The following is a 20,864-nucleotide window of genomic DNA, read 5'->3' on the forward strand; positions in this document are numbered from 1 at the left end:
TAAATTTACGTTCAGAAATCTGCCAGTGTCGCTCCCACATCCTTCTTGAACTTCTTCCACGCTTCTTCATTTTCCACAAAATACTTGGGGCAGATTTTTCCGGTTACATCATGGTGGCGGATGACATTTTCCTCATTCAGTTCAAATTTCATGCACAGCCATGCGCAGAGCTGCACCATGGAGCGATAGGTATCATCATTAAACTTCCCCGACTCGTCGGGATGACAGCACTCAATGGATATGGTGTCTATATTGCGCTCATTGGAAGCATACGCAACCTCCCATGTAGGGACGCACTGGATAATCTCTCCTTCCAGCCCAATAATGAAATTACTGCTCGCCTGGGTGGTATGGGTATCCTTCAACCCTTCAAAATAATTCCGGTTATCTATGGCAGACGCTCCCGGGTTCGCCGTATAATGTACCACGATTCCTGTAATCTTACTGGTAGGCTGCCCCGGCCTTGAATAGGGGTTCACGGTCAGCAGTTCCACGTCAATCTCCGGCTCGATTGCCTCGAACTTTTCCCCCGCCTGCTCTTCATGCCTTCCCGGCAGCCACTCGGGCTTGAACAGTTTGATGAGCAGCAGGATAAGCAGCAGCACGACGAGGACAATCAAGCCGATCCCAAAATATCGCTGGATTCTCCGCCACTTCCGTGACCCATGCCTTTTCGGGTTGGAATGCCTCATCTGCCCAGACGTACTCTTCTGAGTATTCGTCATTTTTCTATGGATTTTTTTCTTCGTTTTCTTCATGTCTTTCTCCGATTTGTATTCTATTCTTATCATAACATATACTATTTATATTTTCGTAAAAAATTCCTTAGAAATTTATGAAGAGTAAAAAGACTGTCGGGAAATGCTTATCTGTAACATTTCCCGACAGCCTCGTATGCCGTTATCACTGCCTTCTGTTATTCCCATGAAAACTGATAGACCGTGACTGTGTCGTAGGCTTCGCCCGCCTTTACCACCGGTCCTTCAAACTGCTCTTTGTGTACGGCGTCCGGAAAAAACTGGGTCTCAAAGCAAGCTCCCTGACGTTTCCCGTAGATGGCCCCACCTTTTCCGTTCTCCCGCTCAATAAAATTACCGGTATAGAACTGCATCCCCGGAAGATCTGTGTACACCTTCATCTCGATTCCGGTCTGCTCCGAATACATGGCTGCGGCCTGACGATACCCTTTTCCTCTAAGCGCCCAGTTATGGTCGTAACCTTGCCCCAACACCAACGCTTCATAATCTGTTCCGATTTCCCTGCCAATTGGTTTCATGGTCCGAAAATCCATCGGCGTCCCGTCAACGGGCACAAGCTCGCCCGTTGGAATCGACTCCGCATCTGCCCTGGTATACGCATCTGCACAAATCATGGCTTCCTGCCCAAGAACATCAAAGGATGCATGCCCGGAAAGGTTAAAATAACTGTGATTCGTCAGATTCAGAAGCGTATCTGCCTCCGGAATCCCATGGTAATGAATCTTTACCTCGTTCTCATCGGTCAGAGTATAGGTCACATGGATATCCACCGCCCCTGGGAATCCCTGATCGCCGTCAGGACTATGGAGCGCCAGACTTACATGGCCTTCGTCCGCTTCTTCCACCATCCACATCCGTTTATCATAATACGGTGTCCCGCCATGGAGCGTGTTCTTGTTATCATTCTGCGTAAGCACATAGGTCTTCCCATTCAGCTCAAAAGAACCGCCGCCGATACGGTTTGCCACACGTCCTACCGTTGCGCCGAAATACAGTGTCCCTGCCTCATATCCATTCACATCGTCATAACCAAGGACAACATCCACAAGGTTCCCAGCCTTATCAGGAATCAGGACTTTCACCAGTACTGCGCCATAATCTGAAACTGCAATTTCCATCCCATTCTTGTTCTTTAATGTATATAAAAAAGCTTGCTCTCCCTTTGCCGTCGTCCCGAAATCTCTTTTCATTTTAATCTCTCTCTTCCTTTTCAAACAAATTCTACTCGTCTACACTGTAATTCGGAGCTTCTTTCGTAATATGTATATCATGCGGATGGCTCTCTTTCAGGGATGCCGCGGAAATCTTCACGAACTTCCCGTTCTCCTTCAATTCCTGAATTGTATGTGCGCCGCAGTAACCCATACCAGAACGTAATCCTCCCATGAGCTGGAATACGGTGTCTTCCACGGTTCCTTTGTACGCTACGCGTCCTTCCACACCTTCCGGCACCAGTTTCTTGGCGTCAGACTGGAAATAACGGTCCTTGCTTCCGTTCTCCATCGCCGCAATAGACCCCATCCCCCTGTATACTTTGTACTTTCTTCCCTGAAACAGCTCGAAAGTTCCCGGGCTCTCATCGCATCCTGCGAAAATACTTCCCATCATACAGACATTCGCTCCTGCCGCAATCGCTTTCGTCATATCGCCGGAATACTTGATACCGCCGTCGGCAATAATCGGGATACCATACTGATCCGCCGCCTCATAGCAATCCATGACTGCCGTAATCTGCGGAACGCCGATTCCTGCTACGATACGGGTGGTACAGATAGAACCTGGCCCGATTCCCACCTTCACGGCGTCCACTCCTGCTTTGATCAGCGCTTTTGCCGCCTCGCCGGTGGCTACGTTTCCGGCAATAACCTGAAGATCCGGGAATTTGGACTTCACCATGTCCACCGTGCGGATAACATTCGCAGAATGTCCATGTGCAGAATCCATTACCACCACATCTACCTTCGCATCCACCAATTCCTTGGCGCGCTCCAGACAGTTCGCCGTAATCCCGATTGCCGCCCCGCACAGAAGCCGTCCCTGTGAATCCTTTGCAGACAGCGGGTACTTAATCTGCTTTTCAATATCTTTAATTGTAATCAGACCTTTTAAGTTGAAATCCTTATCTACGATTGGAAGCTTCTCCTTCCTTGCCTTCGCAAGTATGGTCTTCGCTTCCTCTAATGTAATCCCTTCATGGGCAGTGATCAGACCTTCGGAAGTCATGGACTCCTTGATCTTCTTAGAGAAATCTTCTTCGAACTTTAAATCACGGTTAGTAATGATACCTACCAGCTTGCCGTTCTCTGTGACCGGGACGCCGGAAATTCGGAACTTTCCCATCAGATTGTTGGCATCCTCCAGGGTATTGTCCGGCGACAGATAGAACGGGTCTGTAATGACGCCATTCTCAGAACGCTTTACCTTGTCCACCTCTTCCGCCTGTTCCTCAATGGACATATTCTTATGGATGATACCGATTCCCCCCTGACGGGCCATGGCGATTGCCATCCGGTGTTCTGTGACCGTATCCATCCCCGCGCTCATCATCGGTATGTTCAGTCTGATGCTTTTTGTCAAATACGTTGATAAATCCACCTGGTTCGGAACTACTTCTGAATATGCCGGCACTAGCAGGACGTCGTCAAATGTAATTCCTTCTCCGATTATCTTTCCCATGATTTTTCTTCCTCTCTTTCTCTTAAAATTCGTAACATCAGGTACAGTATCTTAATATATTTAAATGCTATCATAACTAATTATGATAGCATTTGTCAACTGATTTTTTATACTTTTTCATACTTTTTTCAGACTTTTCTCAGACTTCTTCCCAAAGTTTCTATCGTATCACTTTTCTCGGCGCCAACATATAGAATCCTTCTACAATCGTCTCGTTTGGTTCAAAGAGTACCTTCCTAAGCTCGCCTTGTCCGGACAGAACCAGGGCGTACACTTTCGCCTGTCCGGTATGGGAACTAAAATCCAGCGTACGGGCATTCCGGTACTGATTCAGTTCTGCCGACTCAGCCGGCGCAAGCAGTTCCATATCGGACACGTTGGCGTTGAACAGCTTCTTTCTCTTTGACTTATTCATAATCTTATCGATGTCCAAGTCCCCGTTCAAAAACAAATATTCATATTCGACGTTGAGCCTGCGAAACATGAATACATCCAGGACAATCATAAGGATTGGCAAAATCAGGCCGATGGGATACATCAATATCACTACAAATGATACAATCGTCAACGAGACTAATATCGCCTTAATCAGGATATCCTTCATGTCCGTCTGCTTTTTTACCAGTTGTTCTGTATAAAAATCATTCATCCTCTACTCCTCCGTAGTCTTTATTGGGCAAGCGTGTAAATTTCTTCCCCTGTAGTGTGATTAATATGTATTGTATCATACCTCACCGGACTGTGCAACCGTCCAATAAATATCCATAATGGGCGGATGGGCTTTTGTCCAATAAATTAAGGAAAGAAAAAGAGAACCCCTCCTACGAGAAGTCCTCTTAATTTCACGCAATGGCCGTCAAATGCGCCTTTCTTACATCATGCCCATTCCGCCGCCTGCGCCTGCCGGCATAGCCGGAGTCTCTTCTTTGATATTGGCAACAACAGACTCAGTCGTCAGCAGGGTGGACGCAACGCTTGTCGCATTCTGCAGTGCGCTTCTTGTAACCTTAGCCGGATCAAGGATTCCGCACTCTACCATATCCACATAATTCTCTGTCAGCACATCGAATCCCGCGCCAGGAGCAGATTCTTTTACCTTATTGATAATCACGGAACCTTCCAGTCCTGCGTTGGCCGCAATATGGAATAATGGGGATTCCAGAGCCTTCAATACCACATTCGCGCCTGTCTTCTCGTCTCCGCAAAGATCCTCTGCCAGTTTTGCCACTTCTTTTGCAGCGTGGATATAAGCAGAACCGCCTCCTGCGATAATTCCTTCTTCCACTGCTGCTCTGGTCGCTGCAAGCGCATCTTCCATACGGAGCTTCGCTTCCTTCATCTCTGTCTCGGTAGCAGCGCCTACACGGATAACTGCAACGCCTCCTGCCAGCTTCGCCAGCCTCTCCTGAAGTTTCTCTTTATCGAAATCAGATGTCGTCTCTTCAATCTGCATCTTGATCTGTGCTACGCGGTCAGAAATCTCTTTCTTGTCACCCATGCCGTCAACGATAACGGTATTCTCCTTCTGAACCTTTACAGACTTCGCACGTCCCAACTGATCCATGGTCGTCTCTTTCAGATCCATGCCAAGCTCGTCGGATACCACCTGGCCGCCTGTGAGGATTGCGATGTCTTTGAGCATCTCTTTCCTTCTGTCGCCATATCCCGGCGCCTTTACTGCCGCAACATTGAATGTTCCGCGCAGCTTATTGACAATCAGGGTCGTAAGAGCTTCGCCCTCTACATCCTCGGCAATAATCAGCAATCTAGCGCCTGACTGTACGATCTGCTCTAACAGAGGAAGGATGTCCTGAATATTAGAAATCTTCTTATCTGTAATCAAAATATATGGATCTTCTAAGACTGCTTCCATCTTATCCATATCTGTTGCCATATATGCAGACACATATCCGCGGTCGAACTGCATACCTTCTACCAGATCAAGCTCTGTCTTCATGGTCTTAGACTCTTCAATGGTAATAACGCCGTCATTGGAAACTTTCTCCATTGCGTCTGCAACCATCTCGCCTACTTCGTCATCCCCTGCGGAAATTGCAGCTACCCTCGCAATCTGGTCTTTGTCTTTCAGCTTGCTTGACATCTTCGCAATCGCCTCTACCGCTGTATCCGTAGCCTTCTTCATTCCTTTGCGCAGGATAATCGGATTCGCGCCTGCCGCTAAGTTCTTCATTCCTTCATGCACCATAGCCTGTGCAAGCACGGTCGCAGTCGTTGTTCCGTCGCCGGCAACATCGTTGGTCTTAGATGCAACTTCCTTGATGAGCTGTGCGCCCATGTTCTCAAATGCATCTTCAAGCTCGATTTCTTTTGCGATTGTCACACCGTCATTGGTAATTAACGGTGCGCCGAAAGACTTATCAAGAACAACGTTGCGTCCCTTAGGTCCAAGTGTTACCCTTACTGTATCTGCCAGCTGATTCACTCCTGATTCCAATGCGCTTCTGGCTTCTGCGCCGTATTTAATTTCCTTTGCCATGTCTGTCTGCCTCCTAAATCTATGATTATCTGATTTTTTAATTACATGCGCCTATCTGCTTCAAACTGATATCATTCCTTATAAAATTACTCGCAGATTGCAAGGATGTCATCCTGCTTAACGATGATATATTCTTCATCGTCAACCTCTACGTTCGTCCCTGAATATTTGGAATAAATTACCTGCTGCCCAACTGACACATTCATCTTCACTTCTTTCCCGTCTACGGTTCCGCCAGGTCCAACTGCAATGACTTCCGCCTGCTGCGGCTTCTCCTTGGACTGTCCAGGAATCACGATTCCTGACTTGGTGGTCTCTTCTGCAATAAGCTGCTTTAATACAACTCTGTCTCCTAATGGTACTAACTTCATAATTTATGCCTCCTTTTGATGATATCTATCTTTTTGTTAGCACTCATAAAAAGAGAGTGCTAAAAAACTCTAGTAATAAAATAGCACTCTCTTTCGACTTTGTCAACACACTTTATATTTAGTTTACAAGATTTTTATAAAATCCATTCTTAATCCGAAATTTCAAGACCCTTCCCGCCTTATTCCAGTATCTTTCCACGATGGAACCGATACACGCCGTATCCCCTTCCGATAACTTGATTCTGCACTCGTAATTCCCATCCAGTGAAAATTCAGTGACTTCTGTATCCTCTGCTACCAAGTATATGCACTCCTCTTCCGGTTTATACGTGATAATATGACAATGATGTACTTTCTCGTCAAATCTTCCCTCTTTCAGCACCATGCGGTTCATCCTGATATCCGCCCGGCTCCCCTCATACATGTAAGCTCTCCCTCCGCAATCTCTAATATAAATTTATGTGCGGTTAGATCAGCCCTCTTCCCAGGCTCTTAATCCAACCACACAGATGTTTATTTCATACGTTCTGCCTTAATATGTTCCAATTCCGTAAATACAAAATCATTCACGACCTTAATGTAAGTCCCCTTCATTCCCGATGAGCGGGACTCAATCACTCCCGCGCTCTCGAACTTCCTAAGGGCGTTGACAATCACGGATCTGGTTATACCGACCCTGTCTGCAATCTTGCTCGCTACCAGAATTCCTTCCGTACCATCCAGCTCTTCAAAGATATGGATAATCGCTTCCAGTTCCGAATAGGACAGCGTACTGATTGCTGACTGCACGATATGTTCCTTCCGTGTCTCTTCCGCACTCTCTTCATTGACGGAGCGGAGCATCTCCAGGCCAACCACTGTCGTTCCATATTCACTTAAAATGATATCATCAATCTCATACATCTGTTCTTTCTTATAAATGAACAGAGTCCCTAAACGTTCTCCCGCAATATCAATCGGGGTGATGATTGCCTGATATCCCTGTACCGCACTCCCGGAAAATCCAAGCGTCTGCAGATTCACATTCTCCTTGGTGGATAGGATGCTCAGCAGTCTCTCGTTGAGCATAGGATCAATATGCCTGCCCACCTCCTGCTCGATCAGCTCCTTGATATACGGTACGTTGCCGCACTTGCTTCCTCCAAGTACCTTTCCCTTCCTGCTCACTACCAGCACATTTGAATCCAAGATTTCAGTAAGCACTTCACAAATATCATTAAATACTACCTTACTTGAATTATTATTGTGCAGTAATTTATTGATCTTTCTGGTCTTATCTAATAATTGTACACTCATTGACATACCTCCATCCTTTGCAAGTAATATTATCATACAATTCTTTTTTTTTCAATGAATATCCAAATTATTTTTACAACTCTTACTCAATTCTTGCTATTTTCTTTATTTTCCACATATCCGCACTTCTCGTCACTGCAGAGAAGCTTGTTCCCTTTCTCCACCATGTAGCTGCCGCAGCGGGGGCATTTCTTTAAGGAAGGCTTCTGCCAGGACATGAATTCACATTCCGGGTTATCTTCACATCCATAATATTTCCTTCCCTTCTTCGTCTTGCGCAGCACCACCTCTTTGCCGCACACCGGGCATGGAACTCCGATCTTCTCAAGATAAGGCTTGGTGTTCCTGCATTCCGGGAATCCCGGACAGGCAAGGAAACGTCCGTGGGGGCCGTACTTGATGACCATGTTCCTCCCGCACTGGTCGCAGATAACGTCTGTTACCTCATCCTCTATCTTCACCCGTTCCTGCTCTTCTTCCGCCTTTTCCACCGCTTCCTCAAGATCCGGATAGAAATTCTCAATAATTGTCCGCCAGTTCACCTTGCCTTCCGCGACGCTGTCTAAAAGGCTCTCCATATTGGCGGTAAAGTTCACATCCACAATACTTGGGAAGGATTGTTTCATAATATTGTTGACCACTTCCCCAATCTCAGTCAGGTACAGGTTCTTATTCTCCTTTGCTACATAGCGCCTTGCTATGATGGTAGAGATGGTAGGGGCATAGGTACTTGGACGCCCGATTCCCCATTCCTCCAGAGTCTTTACCAGCGCCGCCTCCGTATAGTGTGCCGGGGGCTGGGTAAAATGCTGCTTCGGCTCAAAATCTATCTTCGTGAGTTGGGAATCCTTATCCAGGCTCTTGAGCAGTACGTTATTCTCCTCTTTCTCTTCTCCGGCTTCTGTGTACACCGAACGGAAACCTTCAAAGACAATCTTTGAAGCCGCCACCGTAAACCGATACCGGCCTGCCGCAATCCGGACAGAAGTCGTCTCGTATCTGGCGGGCTGCATCCGGCTTGCTACGAACCGTTTCCAGATAAGCTGGTACAGCCGGAACTGATCCCTGCTCAGGGATTCCTTCATCGAGACGGGCGTCCGGCTCACATCGGTGGGACGGATCGCCTCGTGGGCATCCTGAATATTCTTATGCCCGTTCCCGCTCTTCGCCTCTCCTGCCGCCGCATATTCCTGCCCGTAATTCGCCGCAATATACTCACGCACATTGGCGTCTGCTTCCTCCGATATCCTCGTGGAATCCGTACGCAGGTAAGTAATCAGGCCTACTGTTCCGTTTCCTTTAATGTCAATTCCCTCGTAAAGCTGCTGCGCGATACGCATCGTCTTAGAAGTAGCAAAATTCAAGGCTTTCGACGCCTCCTGCTGCAAAGTGCTGGTGGTAAACGGAACCGGCGCCTTTTTCGTCCTCTCGCTCTTTTTGATATCTTCTACGGTGTACTTTGCCCCGTCGATTTCTTTTAGAATTTCATCCAGCTCTTCCTTGGAGTGAATCGTCATCTTCTTTTTATCCGTACCGTAGAATTTTGCCGTCAGAGGCTTTCTCTCCCCTTCGACTTTCAGGTTCGCATCCAATGTCCAGTATTCCTCCGGTATGAATGCATTAATTTCCTCTTCTCGGTCGGCTATGATACGAAGCGCCACGGACTGAACACGCCCGGCGCTTAACCCTCTCTTTACCTTCGCCCACAGCAAAGGACTGATCTTATATCCCACGACTCTGTCCAGAATTCTTCTTGCCTGCTGTGCGTCCACCAGATCCATGTCAATCTCCCTGGCATTCTTTAAAGACGCTTTCACTGCATTCTTCGTAATCTCATTAAAACTGATTCGGTATGTCTTCTTATCCTCTAACTTCAGCGCCTTGCTCAAATGCCACGATATCGCTTCCCCCTCACGGTCAGGGTCAGTTGCCAGATAAACTTTATCCGCCTTCTTGACTTCCTTGCGAAGCCCGGCAAGAATATCTCCTTTCCCCCGGATTGTAATATATTTCGGCTCATAATCATGCTCCACATCAACTCCAAGCTGGCTCTTAGGGAGATCCCTCACATGCCCGTTGGATGCGGTCACCACGTAACTGCTTCCCAGAAATTTCTTTATTGTCTTCACCTTAGCCGGTGACTCCACGATTACAAGATAACGTGCCATAGCCTTGCTTCCTCCATAAACAACTAAAAGTCCTTTCCTTTGCGGACTCTGATATAATAATTCTTTGACACTTCCCGTATACAGCCCATAAGTTCCAACGAAATTAGCTCCTGCATCAATTCAGGCGCTCCATATCCGGTCTCCTCAATTAACTGGCTGACACTCTTTGGGAAGAAACCGAGACAACTATACACCACATTTTCGTCATTTTCAAGCGTTTTTTCAATTTTGTCCGTTTTTTGTTCCAAGTCTTTCCCGGCAATTCCCAGTTCCACAAGCAAATCCTCCGGGGATATCAGGATGCCCGCGCCCTGCCGGATAAGGGAATGGCATCCCTGGCTTAGCTGGCTTGTCACAGGGCCCGGAAGTGCATAGACGTCCTTCCCCTGTTCTAAAGCCTGGTCTGCCGTAATCAAAGAGCCGCTTCTCTCCTTTGCCTCCATCACCAGTACGATATCCGACAAGCCGCTGATAATACGGTTTCTCATGGGGAAATACATGGGCAGGGGCGGCTTGCCCGGAAGCTGCTCGGAAATCACGCCGCCTCTCTGTTGGATATCCATATACAACCCGATATGCTCCCGTGGATAGCAGATGTCTACGCCGCAGCCCAGTACGCCGTAGGTGACGCCGCCTCCATTCAGCGCGCCTCTCTGTCCTGCGCCGTCAATCCCCCTTGCCATCCCGCTGATAACCTGAATTCCATGCTCCGCCAGATATTTTCCATAATCCAGAGCCATTTCTTCCCCATACGGCGTACATTTCCTCGCCCCTACGATTGCCGCGCTTAAAACGCCTTCTTCCGGGAGACTCCCTTTCACATATAATGCGTAGGGAGGGTCCGGAATCTGCAAAAGCTTCTTAGGATATTCGGCCGAGAAATACGGGACGAACCGTATCTTCTGCTTTTTCAGGCTTTCCCACTCTTTCCAGGCCTTTTTCTCTTTCTTTGCCTGAAGGAGAGCCTCCACCTCCTTATCCGCAAGGAACGGAAGAGCCCGCAACTGCATTTCTTCTATATAATATACGGCTCTACCCTCTTTATATTCTTCTCTCAGCAATCTTTTTTTGCAATCTGACAGATATGGGATTGCCGCAAGCCAGTATTCATATTCCATCCTTGTCACCTCCCCCAATACTTTTTGTCCATCGTGCGGTATCCGATGGCTTCTTTCAGATGATGTTCCCGGATTTTTTCGCTCGCGTCTAAATCGGCAATGGTTCTCGCTACTTTCAGAATCTTGTGGTATGTCCTTGCCGTAAGTCCAAGGGATACGAAAGCCTTGCGCATCAGCAGCTCTTCTTTTCGTCCCAGTTGGCAGAACTCCTTTAATTCTCTCACCTCTAACATGGAATTGGCCAGAATCTTCCGCTCCTTGTACCTTTTCTGCTGGATTGCCCTTGCGGCGCATACCCTGTCCCGGATTGCGGCCGAGCCTTCCCGTCTCTCTTCCCTGGCTAACTCCTCATACTGGATTCTGGGAGCCTCCACGCAGATATCCATACGGTCTAAAAACGGTTGGCTGATTTTTCCAAGATACTGCTGAATCTGTGGCTGTGTGCAGGTACATCGGCCGTAATCCGGATAATTTCCGCAGGGGCAGGGATTCATAGCGCAGATCAGGATGAAATTTGCCGGAAACACAAAGTTCCCCTGACTTCTCGTAATCCGTATCATCCGTTCCTCCAAAGGCTGCCTTAACACTTCCAGCACTGGTTTCTGGAATTCTGCCAGCTCGTCCAGAAACAGGACGCCTCCATGGGCAAGGCTGATTTCTCCCGGCACGGGAAACATGCCTCCTCCAATCAGCGCGGACTTCGTCACGGTGTGGTGGACGCTGCGGAAGGGCCTGCCTGTTATCAGCGGATGCTCCTTGTCTACCATACCAAGGACACTGTAAATCTCCGTGATTTCAATACTCTCCTCCAGAGTCGGCGGCGGCAGTATGGTCGGAATCCGCTTCGCCATCATGGACTTGCCGCTTCCCGGAGGCCCTACCATCAGCAGGTTATGTCCTCCTGCCACGGCGACCTCCGCGGCGCGCTTCACTGCCTCCTGCCCATGGATGTCACTGAAATCCACCAAAACCTCCCTGCTTTCCTCAAGGAAAGCCTCCCTCCTGCCTCCCGTAACGATTGGAATCTCCTGCTCCCCGTTCAGGTAACGGCATGCCTCCAAGAGATGCCCTACGCCGAGAATCTGCATCCCTTTGACCAAAGCGCCCTCCCGGACGTTCTGTCCCGGCAGGATACACCTATTGACCCCTTCTTCCCTCGCCTGCATCACGACAGGAAGTATCCCCGATACCTCTTTCACGCTCCCGTCAAGGCCCAGCTCCCCCACCACCAGCGTATCTTTTAGCCTCTCACCCGGGAATCTTCCCATGGAAGCAAGAACCGCCAGCGCTATCGGAAGATCAAAAGACGCCCCCTTCTTCCTCACAGTTGCAGGCGCTAAGTTCACTACCATTTTCTTTGCCGGCATCTGGATTCCTGAATTGCGGATTGCCGTCCTGACCCGCTCGGAAGCCTCCTTCACCTCCGACGAGAGATAGCCTACCATATGGAACATGGGCAGGCCGTTGCTGATGTCTGCCTCCACATGAATCAGTTCGACATGAAGCCCCTGAATCGCGGCAGACAAAACTGTACTAAATGACATTCAGAACTCCTTTCTATATACGATACTTCTGCGTTTCTTCCTTAATCTTTGATATTCCGGCCGATCCGGCCAAATAGATTGTACCGCGCTCCAAAAGCCACGGTATGATTCGACTCTCGCGACCTCGCCAAGGCCAAGAAAATCTTGACCATTGGCTTATTGCTCGCAAGAATTAGGATTGTTATGAAATGCGGAAAAATAAATCTTGGATTCTCCTTGTTCGGAATGTTTCATCCTCTCTCCGCTGTCCAATTTTATATTAATATACGCACAGGGAGATTGCAAGAAAATCTCTTAGACAAATTTCGACATTTTCCTTGTGCCTTTATATTTCCACAGGAATACCATCATTGCTCCGCTGATTGCCAGCAAGCAGTAGAAGCTAATTCCCCGGTTCACCAGTGTCGCAGCCGCCATGGGGTTCTTTGTAAACACACCGGAGAATAGCCTTACAAACGCGTATTCACTGATTCCCGCCGCCCCCGGGAATGGAAGCAGCGCAGTCGTCATGAACAACACCGTCTGAAGCAGGAAAACCTGGGGATAAGCAGCCGTTTCCCCCATGGCAAGGCAGACCATATAGGGGATGCTGAACCAACAGATCACCTGGCATATGCTGACCAAGAGTGCCTTTGCCATCACCCGCGGTTTCCTGCGGATCAGGTCTGCACAAGCCTGAAAGTCCCGGAACGCTTCCTCTAGTTTTTCCTGCCATTTTTCCTTATTCTTTACCGGAAGGCGTGCGATTGCCCCATGAAGGAGGCGAAGCAGCCTGTCTTTTAGACGGCGGGAGAACATCACCGACAAAAGTCCGGTGATAAATAGGAGATTGAGCAGGAATCCAAGGACTGCCAGTACCAGAAGTTCCCCCGAGGGCGACACTTTCCCCTGTATAATCGCCGCCATTGCCATAATTTCCATGAAACATACCGCAATTTGGAAACTTGCCAGTTCTCCAATAAGCGCCAGTGTCCCGTGGGCGATCTCGATACCGTCTTTTTTCATAGCGTAGAGCTGCGCCGGCTGCCCGCCTGTGGAAGACGGTGTGATGGAGCTGAAAAAAAATCCGATATAGGCATATTTCATGCCTTGCCAGAAGGTAACAGAATTACCGAAAGAGCCTAGCAGAATCCGCAGGTTAATGCCTTCTGACAGGTGGAATACCTCCGCCAACAGAATTCCCGCAATAAGGAAAGGAATGGATGTATCTGCCAGCGCCTCCCATACGGTCCTCATATCCGTCCCCCGCAGGACGAGGAAACATGCTGCTGCCGCAAATATCAGAAAGACCGCCCCATATCGAAGAACCTTCCGTACTGACAGGTTTTCGCCCATATGCATCCTCCCTTCGCAAGTTTGTCTCTGTTCGTAAGATTGCTTACCACTCATATACATCCATCCTCCCGAAGGAATATCCCCGCCCTATCAGGATGGGCAATGCACTGCGCAGAGCCTCTATGGTGCGTCCCGGCGCTCCCGCCTCACCCCTGCCGTCATGGAGGCAGATAACGGCTCCCGGGAATACTCGTTTTAGCAGTTTCTTTTCAATCGTTTCGGCTGTCTCCTTTGCCGACCAGTCGTGGGCCATTACATCCCAAAAGGTTAATTTTAGATTCCTTCGTTTACAATAATACAATGTCCAGAGATTCAGATGCCCCCATGGCGGGCGGTAATATCGGATATTACATCCCATTTCTTTCATAGATGCCACCGACTGTTCCAAATCCCTGCGGATAAACCGCCTCCCGCGGTACAGTGCATTTTCATGGCGGACTGAATGGATTCCCACCAGATGCCCTTCTTCTTTCATCCTTTCAATCATCTCCGGGTTCTTTCCGGCAAATTCTTCGACCACGAAGAAAGTTGCCAGAATCCCATACTGTTTTAGCAGGTCTAACAGCTGCCCTGTATACTCCCTGCTCGGGCCATCGTCAAACGTCAGGAATAACCGTTTCTCTGCCCTGCCATCCTTCCATTTTCTCCGGCTTCTTCGTTTCCAGAGATATTTCATTCCCTCTGAGGGGAGCAGGCTATAGCTTAATATCCCTGCACTAAGCAAGCCCACGCTTAATTTGCGGAATATATTTTGGGTATCCGGTTTTTTCATATCCATGTTCCTCCTTATGTTCGTTTTGTCCTTCTTTCCGCTCTGCCCTGGTATGGTGACAGCTTCTCATTTTTCTTCCCCGGGCCGCTATCTCACGAACTGCTTCGGGAAGTCCCGTATCCATCATCTCCTGATGCGCGGTTCCCATACATCTTTTCATCTCTTCTAATCTTCTCCCGTCTTCCAGTATCTTCCGCAATTCTGCCGTGAAATCTTCTTTTTTATCCCAAATTACATGGGCGAAGCCTTTTCCCTGTGCATATCTCGCATTCACGGTTTCCTGCTCCAGAAAGGGGCGGATAATGAACATGGGCACTTTGCTGTGCAGACTCTCGAACAGCGTGATGCCTCCTGCTTTTGTGATAACAAGGTCTGCCTTGCGCATATATTTTCCGATATTGTCAACATACCCCAATACCTCAATATCGTCGAAGCGCCCCTGCCATGTCTCATATATCTTCCGGTTCTTCCCGGTAATTACGGTCGCCTTGACCCCCGGCGTCTCATGTAACATATATAAAAGTTCTTCCAGCTTCGGCATGATTCCAAGCCCGCCGCCCATGACCAGGACATGCTTTTGGGCTGTCCCATCTTTATAAGTGTGGTTCTGCCCTTCCTGTTCTGGTTTAAGAAACTGCTGCCGTACCGGCACTCCCGTCACCAGGACATTTTCCGGCAATGCCCCAAAGCCGATCAGATTCTTTTTCACCTCTACGGTAGGCGCCAGATAGAGATCCGCCTGTTTTGCGAACCATTCTTTGTGCATACTGATATCGGTAATGCAGGTGACAAGCGGAATCTGTCTTCCTGACTTTGCCTTATAGGTGGCAGCCGACTTCTCACAGAATGGATGAGTACACACAAGCACGTCTGGCCTGATTTCTTCCATCATCTTCCGGAATTTCCGGTAGATGATAGGACTGCTTGGCCTGTTCCTGGAATTCATTTTCCCGGAAATCTTATAGACCAGATTGTAAATCCCATGGTAACGCTCGGCAACAAGCCCGAACACTTTGTATATCAACTTACTGATGTGCGGGGCAAAATAAGCCGGAAGATCCTTCTGTATGATTTCGGCATCCGGCTCCTGCCTCCTGAATTCTTCTCTGACGGCATTTGCCGCCATCTCATGGCCAAATCCAAACCTTCCACTCAATATCAATACTTTCATAAAAATCCCCCTTCTGTCATAAACCCGTTTGCACAGCAAACCAGCTGTCTGTTTCTTTCTATGAATGTTATTTTATTCCTGAAATCTAAAGAATGGCGGTATGGATTTCTAAACATATTCTGAAGATATCCTTGTCCCTTTCTTTTCGTTTCTAAAGATTTTATTAAGAAACAGGCATGCCACCTGGCATGCCCTTGGAGTATACTCTTAAAAATATCCCCGCAATTTCTCAATTGCGCTCTTCTCAATCCTTGAAACGTAAGAACGGGAGATACCTAACTGCTTCGCGATCTCCCGTTGGGTATATTCTTCTTCGTTATATAATCCGTACCGCATTTTCAGTACCAGCCGCTCCCGCGGCGACAGTTCGGATTCCACCTTGTGATACAAAAGCCTGATATCGTCGCTCAATTCCACCTTCCTGTGCGCATCGTCTTCTTCCGTCTCAATAATATCGAAAAGCTGTATTTCGTTGCCCTCCCGATCGGTTCCGATTGGCTCATACAACGAAATCTCCTTTGACGATTTCTTTTTTGCCCGCATATACATCAAAATCTCATTCTCAATACAACGCGCGGCGTAGGTGCCTAGCCTGACGCATTTGTCCGGGTTAAACGTCACAACCGCCTTAATCAGACCTATGGTGCCTATGGACAACAGATCCTCCGTGTCTTCCGGGGAGGCCTGGTATTTCTTTACGATATGTGCAACGAGGCGCAGATTCCGCTCTATCAGGATATGTTTCGCTTCAAGATCTCCCTCTGTATATTTTTGCATATAATATCTTTCTTCTGCGGCTGTGAGGGGTTGGGGAAATGATTTCAAGAGAAGCACCTCTAAGCGTATTTGATATAGTCTATGTGAGTTCTTCCCTTTTTGTGCTTTTCCACCAAAAGAAACTATACTGTCTTCAAATTACAAATTCCAGACAAGCCTTAAACTGGTCGCAGTCTATTCTGATGTCAAACTCTCCTCCTAATGCCTTCGTATAAGCGCTCACAATCGCCAGTCCCAGCCCATTGCCCTCACTGGTCCTTGCTTGATCCCCGCGGGCAAAGCGTTCCACGATATCATCCTTCGTGAAATCCATAAAATACTTCGCTGTATTGGTAATCTCTATGCAAATACTCTTCTGCCCAGCCATCAGTTCCGCTTGAACCATACCCGTCCCATCCGTCCTGTCCTTCTGATACGTCTTCACAAATACCCGGGTTCCCTGGGCCGAATACTTCAACGCATTTTCAATCAAATTCTGACAGATACGGTAAAAGTACGCATTATCTGAAAAGACTTTCGTATCTTCCCCTGTAAGCTGCATCACAAACTCAATACCGCTTCCCTTGACCCGGTCGTCCATATCTGCAAAAATCTGTTCTATCAGCCGATTTACCTCTAACCATTCCTTATTAAGCTCCACATTCCCGCTGCTGGCTTTAGCCAGAGAGAACAGACTGTTGATCATCTCCTTTAACTTCTCTGTCCGCGCAGAAACCACGTCCACATAATCCCGCACGACGTCACTCAATTCTTCCTTCTTAATCAGCTCAATATAACCAACCATAGAGGTCAGGGGCGTCTTCAAATCATGGGAAACATTCGTAATCAAATCAATCCTAAGCTGGTCGCTGCGCGACACCTTCTCAAGGCTTTTCCGTTCAATCTCCAAGGCTTCCGCAAGACGCATCTGTAAACGCTCGTCCATCCGGTCGAACACATCATCCAATTTCCCGTACCAGAACTTCCTGCTCCTCCACCATGCAGCCAAAAACTGTACCAAGACCGTAAAAACCAGGACATAGCCCGTCGCATAATTATAGTGATAGTACCCGCCGCCAAACCACATGCGGATACCATTCACAAGTCCGTACAGATACCAGACTGCCACTAATCCAGCCAAAGCAAAAATCTTGCAGAGCCGCTTCATGAAATCCGACTCACTCGACCTCCACTCTTCAATACCAGGCTTCTGCCCATTGTCCCAGTCTTGATACCTCCGTTCCAAATACTGCTTTAGAAGAAGCGAAATCCCACACCACATACAAACATTCAGCAATATCCCAAACCCCAGCACAGTCCCCGTGGAATAAGACCTGCGGTAAACAACCTGGATTCCGAAACCAAACACTCCGAGAACTGTCAGAACTAATCCCGGAACCGAAATCCACTTTTTCTCCAAAAAAATAGCTCCCTTTTCAATTAAACTTTTCCATTTTATATCCAATACCCCACACCACCTTTATATATCTCGGTTTCTTAGCATCAATTTCCACCTTCTCACGGATATGGCGGATATGCACCATGACCGTATTCTCCACGGCAAAATCCGCCCGCTCCTTCCACACCAGCTCATAAATCTGCTCCGCCGGGAAAATCTGTCCCGGATGCTCCATCAGAAGCTCAAAAATCTTATATTCCGTCGCAGTCAGCCGAACCTCCTCCCCCTCCACGATTACAAGCCGCTGCTTTTTATCCAGCACCAGACCGCCATTGACAATCCTGTCTTCATCCGTCTCAGGCTTTTCGGCTCCCCAGGCATGATAACGCCGCAAATGTGCTTTCACCCTTGCCGTCAACTCCGCCGGCTGGTAAGGCTTCTCCACATAATCATCCGCTCCCAGCACCAACCCTGACACCTTGTCGCTCTCCTCCGTCTTCGCCGATAAAATAATCACAGGAATCTTACTCCGCTCCCTAAGCTTCATCAAAGCAGACAGCCCATTCATCTTAGGCATCATCACATCCAGCAAAATAAGATCTATTTTCTCCCTCTCCAATGCTTCCAGAGCCTCCATGCCGTCATATGCCTTAACCACCTGATACCCCTCATATTTCAGCAATTCACTAATCGAATACACAATCTCCCTGTTATCATCCACAACCAATATCGTCTCCGCATCCATAGACATTCCTCCGTTCCTTATATCTCCCGTCCGGTACATTCTGCTCGATAAACCAGTATATTCGCCTGATGTTCCTTACACGGATACTATAATATATCCCACTTAAAAGAAACTCAACATAAATCTTAAAAGTTTCTTAATGCACTTAAACAAAAAGAGCCGCCGGAAAACGCCAGAAAACATTTTCCAACAGCCCCACCTTATCATGACCCACAATGCTCCAGAAAGCACCCCTCCTCATGGGAATAAATCACTCCGATCGCCTGCAAGTAGGCGTAAATAATCGTCGTCCCGACAAAATTCATGCCCCTTCTCTTCAAATCTTTCGATACCTCATCCGAAAGCTCCGACTGTGACTTCCCCTTCTCATAGACAACCTTGCCTTCCGTAAACCCCCAGATATAATCTGAAAAACTTCCAAACTCTTGTTGTATACTGCGGAAAACCTTCGCATTTGACACAGCGCTTTGAATCTTCCGCTTATTCCGGATAATCCCCGGATTCTCCCTGAGACGCTCCATACGCTCCTCGTCATAAGCACAGACCTTTTCCAAATCAAAATAGTCGAACGCTTCCCGGAAATTCTCCTGCTTATTCAGCACACACTCCCAGGATAGCCCTGCCTGAAAGGATTCTAACACCAACATCTCAAACAATTTATGGTCGTCATACACAGGAACACCCCACTCCTCGTCATGATACCGGATATACCGCTCATTCTTAGGATTCGCCCACTGACATCTCGTCTTACCATCTACCCATTCCATATCCACATTCCTCACATCTTATTCTCATTCATAGTCCATCATTCCTTCAAATTCCCGTCTCGCCCTATATGCAGGAATACAGAAAGACTGTTCCCGGTTGACTCGGTTGCCCACATAGACGTAACTTCCGTCCTCCTTCCTGCGAAGCGTCACCTCATGGGCGTAGTAGCAATCCAACCCTTCCTCGACCGACACCGCTTCCACATACGCCGTTACCGTCCCGTCCCCATTCTCCACACATCGCACCACCTCCGGAAATGAAGGCTGCAATTGCTGAACCCGGTTTCGGATTCCAATCGCACTCCACGGATATCGTCCCGTCTCTCCATTATATCTTCCATAACGCTCCATCTCTTCAACCGAGATATCAAAATACTTTCCTATCACAGATTCAAACTCTTCTTTGGGAATCCCATCCGCATACACCTCTTCTTCCAGTCGTTTTCCATTTTCCTTTGCATACAGGAACTCAAACAAATCGTTAAATTCAATCTTATCCATCCCCGACATATCCCAGTCTACCAGAAACAGATTATTGCAGAAATAACTGACCGGTTCAACATATTCCTTAGCAATCTCTCTGCACTGCTCCTCAAGAGGCAAAACCCTGCTGAAAATATGCATATCCATCTCCTGATTCCTGGACAATGCCTTCTCCCAAATCAGCCACCCCTTCTTCGTATACTCCCATCGGTACGCCTGAATCTTCTCTAACTGCTGGAGCGCAGGTTCCATGCTGTCACCAAACATGGCGCTGGCAGAAGTCACCATCATCTCGTCTCCCACAAATGTGAGATGATAGTACCGGAAGACAAATGCAGAGTTTACCTGAAAAAATTCCGTCTCCGCATCCTTCCCTGCCAAAGCGTTTCTCAAAGCGTCGTCTACCTGTCTATAGTTCGTCAGATTATAGTCCCGGCTTCCACAGGTGACAGAAAGTCCCTGGGCCGCACCAATCTCAATCATCTCATGCAAGGCATCCTCAACCACGTCTCCCTCTCCGCCAAAACTATGTTTGCTGATTTCTGCCTCTGTACCAGCAGCGTCAGCTATCCTTCCGTAAACCTCTTCACAGCTTTCCATAAATGAAAACAGCTTTTTAATCGTCTCATCTTGTTCCTGCCCATCCATCTCCATGACTTTCAGCCCATAGTCCTGCTCATCCATGTCTCCTATACTGCTGCCTTCACCGTCATTACCGCCGGAATCCAGGGCTTCACTCCCGCTGCTGTCAGAATTCAGAATCTCTCTTTCGCTTTCGGAACTCCCTTTCATCCACCATACCAATAATATTGATATCAAAACCAAACATAATATCATTATGATAACAATCCGTTTTCTCATCCTGCTCTCCTGCTGGCATATCATTTCCCGGCATTCATCTGATTTTCCGTTACGAATTCTAATTACCTTCTATAAACTACGTACTACGCGTGTAATACTTGTAGTATGAATGATCCGTTCCTCCTTGTCAATCATCTTTCCGCTATT

At 47.9% G+C, this 20,864-nt stretch carries 19 protein-coding genes; all 19 read right to left on the reverse strand.

Going from position 1 to position 20,864, the window contains the following annotated elements:
• Positions 1 to 11: 11 nt before the first annotated feature.
• Complete coding sequence (locus AC6I3O_RS16755) at positions 12 to 758, reverse strand: peptidoglycan recognition protein family protein (RefSeq protein WP_497851886.1); 747 nt, start codon at positions 756 to 758, stop codon at positions 12 to 14.
• Positions 759 to 916: 158 nt separating this feature from the next.
• A complete protein-coding gene (locus tag AC6I3O_RS16760) occupies positions 917 to 1,948 on the reverse strand; it encodes an aldose epimerase family protein (RefSeq protein WP_497851887.1) in 1,032 nt (343 codons plus the stop codon).
• A gap of 31 nt (positions 1,949 to 1,979) precedes the next feature.
• A complete protein-coding gene (gene guaB / locus AC6I3O_RS16765; RefSeq protein WP_497851888.1) occupies positions 1,980 to 3,434 on the reverse strand; it encodes an IMP dehydrogenase in 1,455 nt (484 codons plus the stop codon).
• Positions 3,435 to 3,594: 160 nt separating this feature from the next.
• Positions 3,595 to 4,083, reverse strand: a complete 489-nt coding sequence (locus tag AC6I3O_RS16770) for a DUF6106 family protein (RefSeq protein WP_497851889.1) — start codon at positions 4,081 to 4,083, stop codon at positions 3,595 to 3,597.
• A gap of 222 nt (positions 4,084 to 4,305) precedes the next feature.
• A complete protein-coding gene (groL, locus tag AC6I3O_RS16775) occupies positions 4,306 to 5,931 on the reverse strand; it encodes a chaperonin GroEL (protein ID WP_497851890.1) in 1,626 nt (541 codons plus the stop codon).
• Between the two features lie 86 nt (positions 5,932 to 6,017).
• Positions 6,018 to 6,302, reverse strand: coding sequence for a co-chaperone GroES (locus AC6I3O_RS16780; RefSeq protein WP_159752013.1), 285 nt, complete (start codon positions 6,300 to 6,302; stop codon positions 6,018 to 6,020).
• Positions 6,303 to 6,420: 118 nt separating this feature from the next.
• Positions 6,421 to 6,726, reverse strand: a complete 306-nt coding sequence (locus AC6I3O_RS16785; protein ID WP_497851891.1) for a hypothetical protein — start codon at positions 6,724 to 6,726, stop codon at positions 6,421 to 6,423.
• A gap of 89 nt (positions 6,727 to 6,815) precedes the next feature.
• Positions 6,816 to 7,598 carry a GTP-sensing pleiotropic transcriptional regulator CodY gene (gene codY / locus AC6I3O_RS16790; RefSeq protein ID WP_497851892.1) on the reverse strand — a complete coding sequence of 261 codons (783 nt, stop codon included), beginning with the start codon at positions 7,596 to 7,598 and terminating at the stop codon, positions 6,816 to 6,818.
• A gap of 86 nt (positions 7,599 to 7,684) precedes the next feature.
• Positions 7,685 to 9,766 (reverse strand): type I DNA topoisomerase, encoded by a 2,082-nt coding sequence (topA, locus tag AC6I3O_RS16795; RefSeq protein ID WP_497851893.1) that lies wholly within the window; start codon positions 9,764 to 9,766, stop codon positions 7,685 to 7,687.
• 23 nt (positions 9,767 to 9,789) lie between these two features.
• Positions 9,790 to 10,884: a DNA-processing protein DprA gene (gene dprA / locus AC6I3O_RS16800; protein ID WP_497851894.1), complete on the reverse strand. Its 1,095-nt coding sequence runs from the start codon at positions 10,882 to 10,884 to the stop codon at positions 9,790 to 9,792.
• 5 nt (positions 10,885 to 10,889) lie between these two features.
• Positions 10,890 to 12,428, reverse strand: a complete 1,539-nt coding sequence (locus tag AC6I3O_RS16805; RefSeq protein ID WP_497851895.1) for a YifB family Mg chelatase-like AAA ATPase — start codon at positions 12,426 to 12,428, stop codon at positions 10,890 to 10,892.
• 294 nt (positions 12,429 to 12,722) lie between these two features.
• Positions 12,723 to 13,817: a lysylphosphatidylglycerol synthase transmembrane domain-containing protein gene (locus AC6I3O_RS16810; RefSeq protein WP_497851896.1), complete on the reverse strand. Its 1,095-nt coding sequence runs from the start codon at positions 13,815 to 13,817 to the stop codon at positions 12,723 to 12,725.
• Positions 13,807 to 14,535 carry a polysaccharide deacetylase family protein gene (locus tag AC6I3O_RS16815; protein ID WP_497851897.1) on the reverse strand — a complete coding sequence of 243 codons (729 nt, stop codon included), beginning with the start codon at positions 14,533 to 14,535 and terminating at the stop codon, positions 13,807 to 13,809. The genes AC6I3O_RS16810 and AC6I3O_RS16815 overlap by 11 nt, the downstream gene beginning before the upstream one ends.
• Entirely contained in the window at positions 14,480 to 15,706 is a 1,227-nt protein-coding gene (locus AC6I3O_RS16820) for an MGDG synthase family glycosyltransferase (RefSeq protein WP_497851898.1), read from the reverse strand. The genes AC6I3O_RS16815 and AC6I3O_RS16820 overlap by 56 nt, the downstream gene beginning before the upstream one ends.
• Before the next feature lie 207 nt (positions 15,707 to 15,913).
• Positions 15,914 to 16,483, reverse strand: coding sequence for an RNA polymerase sporulation sigma factor SigK (sigK, locus tag AC6I3O_RS16825; protein WP_497851899.1), 570 nt, complete (start codon positions 16,481 to 16,483; stop codon positions 15,914 to 15,916).
• 133 nt (positions 16,484 to 16,616) lie between these two features.
• Positions 16,617 to 17,882 carry a sensor histidine kinase gene (locus tag AC6I3O_RS16830; protein WP_497851900.1) on the reverse strand — a complete coding sequence of 422 codons (1,266 nt, stop codon included), beginning with the start codon at positions 17,880 to 17,882 and terminating at the stop codon, positions 16,617 to 16,619.
• Positions 17,883 to 17,898: 16 nt separating this feature from the next.
• The gene (locus AC6I3O_RS16835; RefSeq protein ID WP_497851901.1) at positions 17,899 to 18,606 is read right to left on the reverse strand and encodes a response regulator transcription factor; all 708 of its coding nucleotides are present in this window, start codon (positions 18,604 to 18,606) and stop codon (positions 17,899 to 17,901) included.
• Between the two features lie 203 nt (positions 18,607 to 18,809).
• Positions 18,810 to 19,373, reverse strand: coding sequence for a DNA-3-methyladenine glycosylase I (locus AC6I3O_RS16840; protein WP_497853497.1), 564 nt, complete (start codon positions 19,371 to 19,373; stop codon positions 18,810 to 18,812).
• 24 nt (positions 19,374 to 19,397) lie between these two features.
• A complete protein-coding gene (locus AC6I3O_RS16845; protein ID WP_497851902.1) occupies positions 19,398 to 20,717 on the reverse strand; it encodes a DUF6070 family protein in 1,320 nt (439 codons plus the stop codon).
• Positions 20,718 to 20,864 lie beyond the last annotated feature (147 nt).

The sequence above is a fragment of the Sporofaciens sp. St.21A7 genome (assembly GCF_059728535.1).

Coding starts and splice junctions, on each gene's coding strand:
- AC6I3O_RS16845 (WP_497851902.1), bottom strand. CDS start 20,717: ATGAGAAAACGGATTGTTATCATAATGATATTATGTTTGGTTTTGATA.
- AC6I3O_RS16785 (WP_497851891.1), bottom strand. CDS start 6,726: ATGTATGAGGGGAGCCGGGCGGATATCAGGATGAACCGCATGGTGCTG.
- AC6I3O_RS16835 (WP_497851901.1), bottom strand. CDS start 18,606: ATGGATGCGGAGACGATATTGGTTGTGGATGATAACAGGGAGATTGTG.
- AC6I3O_RS16840 (WP_497853497.1), bottom strand. CDS start 19,373: ATGGAATGGGTAGATGGTAAGACGAGATGTCAGTGGGCGAATCCTAAG.
- dprA (WP_497851894.1), bottom strand. CDS start 10,884: ATGGAATATGAATACTGGCTTGCGGCAATCCCATATCTGTCAGATTGC.
- AC6I3O_RS16760 (WP_497851887.1), bottom strand. CDS start 1,948: ATGAAAAGAGATTTCGGGACGACGGCAAAGGGAGAGCAAGCTTTTTTA.
- guaB (WP_497851888.1), bottom strand. CDS start 3,434: ATGGGAAAGATAATCGGAGAAGGAATTACATTTGACGACGTCCTGCTA.
- AC6I3O_RS16770 (WP_497851889.1), bottom strand. CDS start 4,083: ATGAATGATTTTTATACAGAACAACTGGTAAAAAAGCAGACGGACATG.
- AC6I3O_RS16780 (WP_159752013.1), bottom strand. CDS start 6,302: ATGAAGTTAGTACCATTAGGAGACAGAGTTGTATTAAAGCAGCTTATT.
- groL (WP_497851890.1), bottom strand. CDS start 5,931: ATGGCAAAGGAAATTAAATACGGCGCAGAAGCCAGAAGCGCATTGGAA.
- codY (WP_497851892.1), bottom strand. CDS start 7,598: ATGAGTGTACAATTATTAGATAAGACCAGAAAGATCAATAAATTACTG.
- topA (WP_497851893.1), bottom strand. CDS start 9,766: ATGGCACGTTATCTTGTAATCGTGGAGTCACCGGCTAAGGTGAAGACA.
- AC6I3O_RS16820 (WP_497851898.1), bottom strand. CDS start 15,706: ATGAAAGTATTGATATTGAGTGGAAGGTTTGGATTTGGCCATGAGATG.
- AC6I3O_RS16805 (WP_497851895.1), bottom strand. CDS start 12,428: ATGTCATTTAGTACAGTTTTGTCTGCCGCGATTCAGGGGCTTCATGTC.
- sigK (WP_497851899.1), bottom strand. CDS start 16,483: ATGCAAAAATATACAGAGGGAGATCTTGAAGCGAAACATATCCTGATA.
- AC6I3O_RS16755 (WP_497851886.1), bottom strand. CDS start 758: ATGAAGAAAACGAAGAAAAAAATCCATAGAAAAATGACGAATACTCAG.
- AC6I3O_RS16815 (WP_497851897.1), bottom strand. CDS start 14,535: ATGAAAAAACCGGATACCCAAAATATATTCCGCAAATTAAGCGTGGGC.
- AC6I3O_RS16810 (WP_497851896.1), bottom strand. CDS start 13,817: ATGAGTGGTAAGCAATCTTACGAACAGAGACAAACTTGCGAAGGGAGG.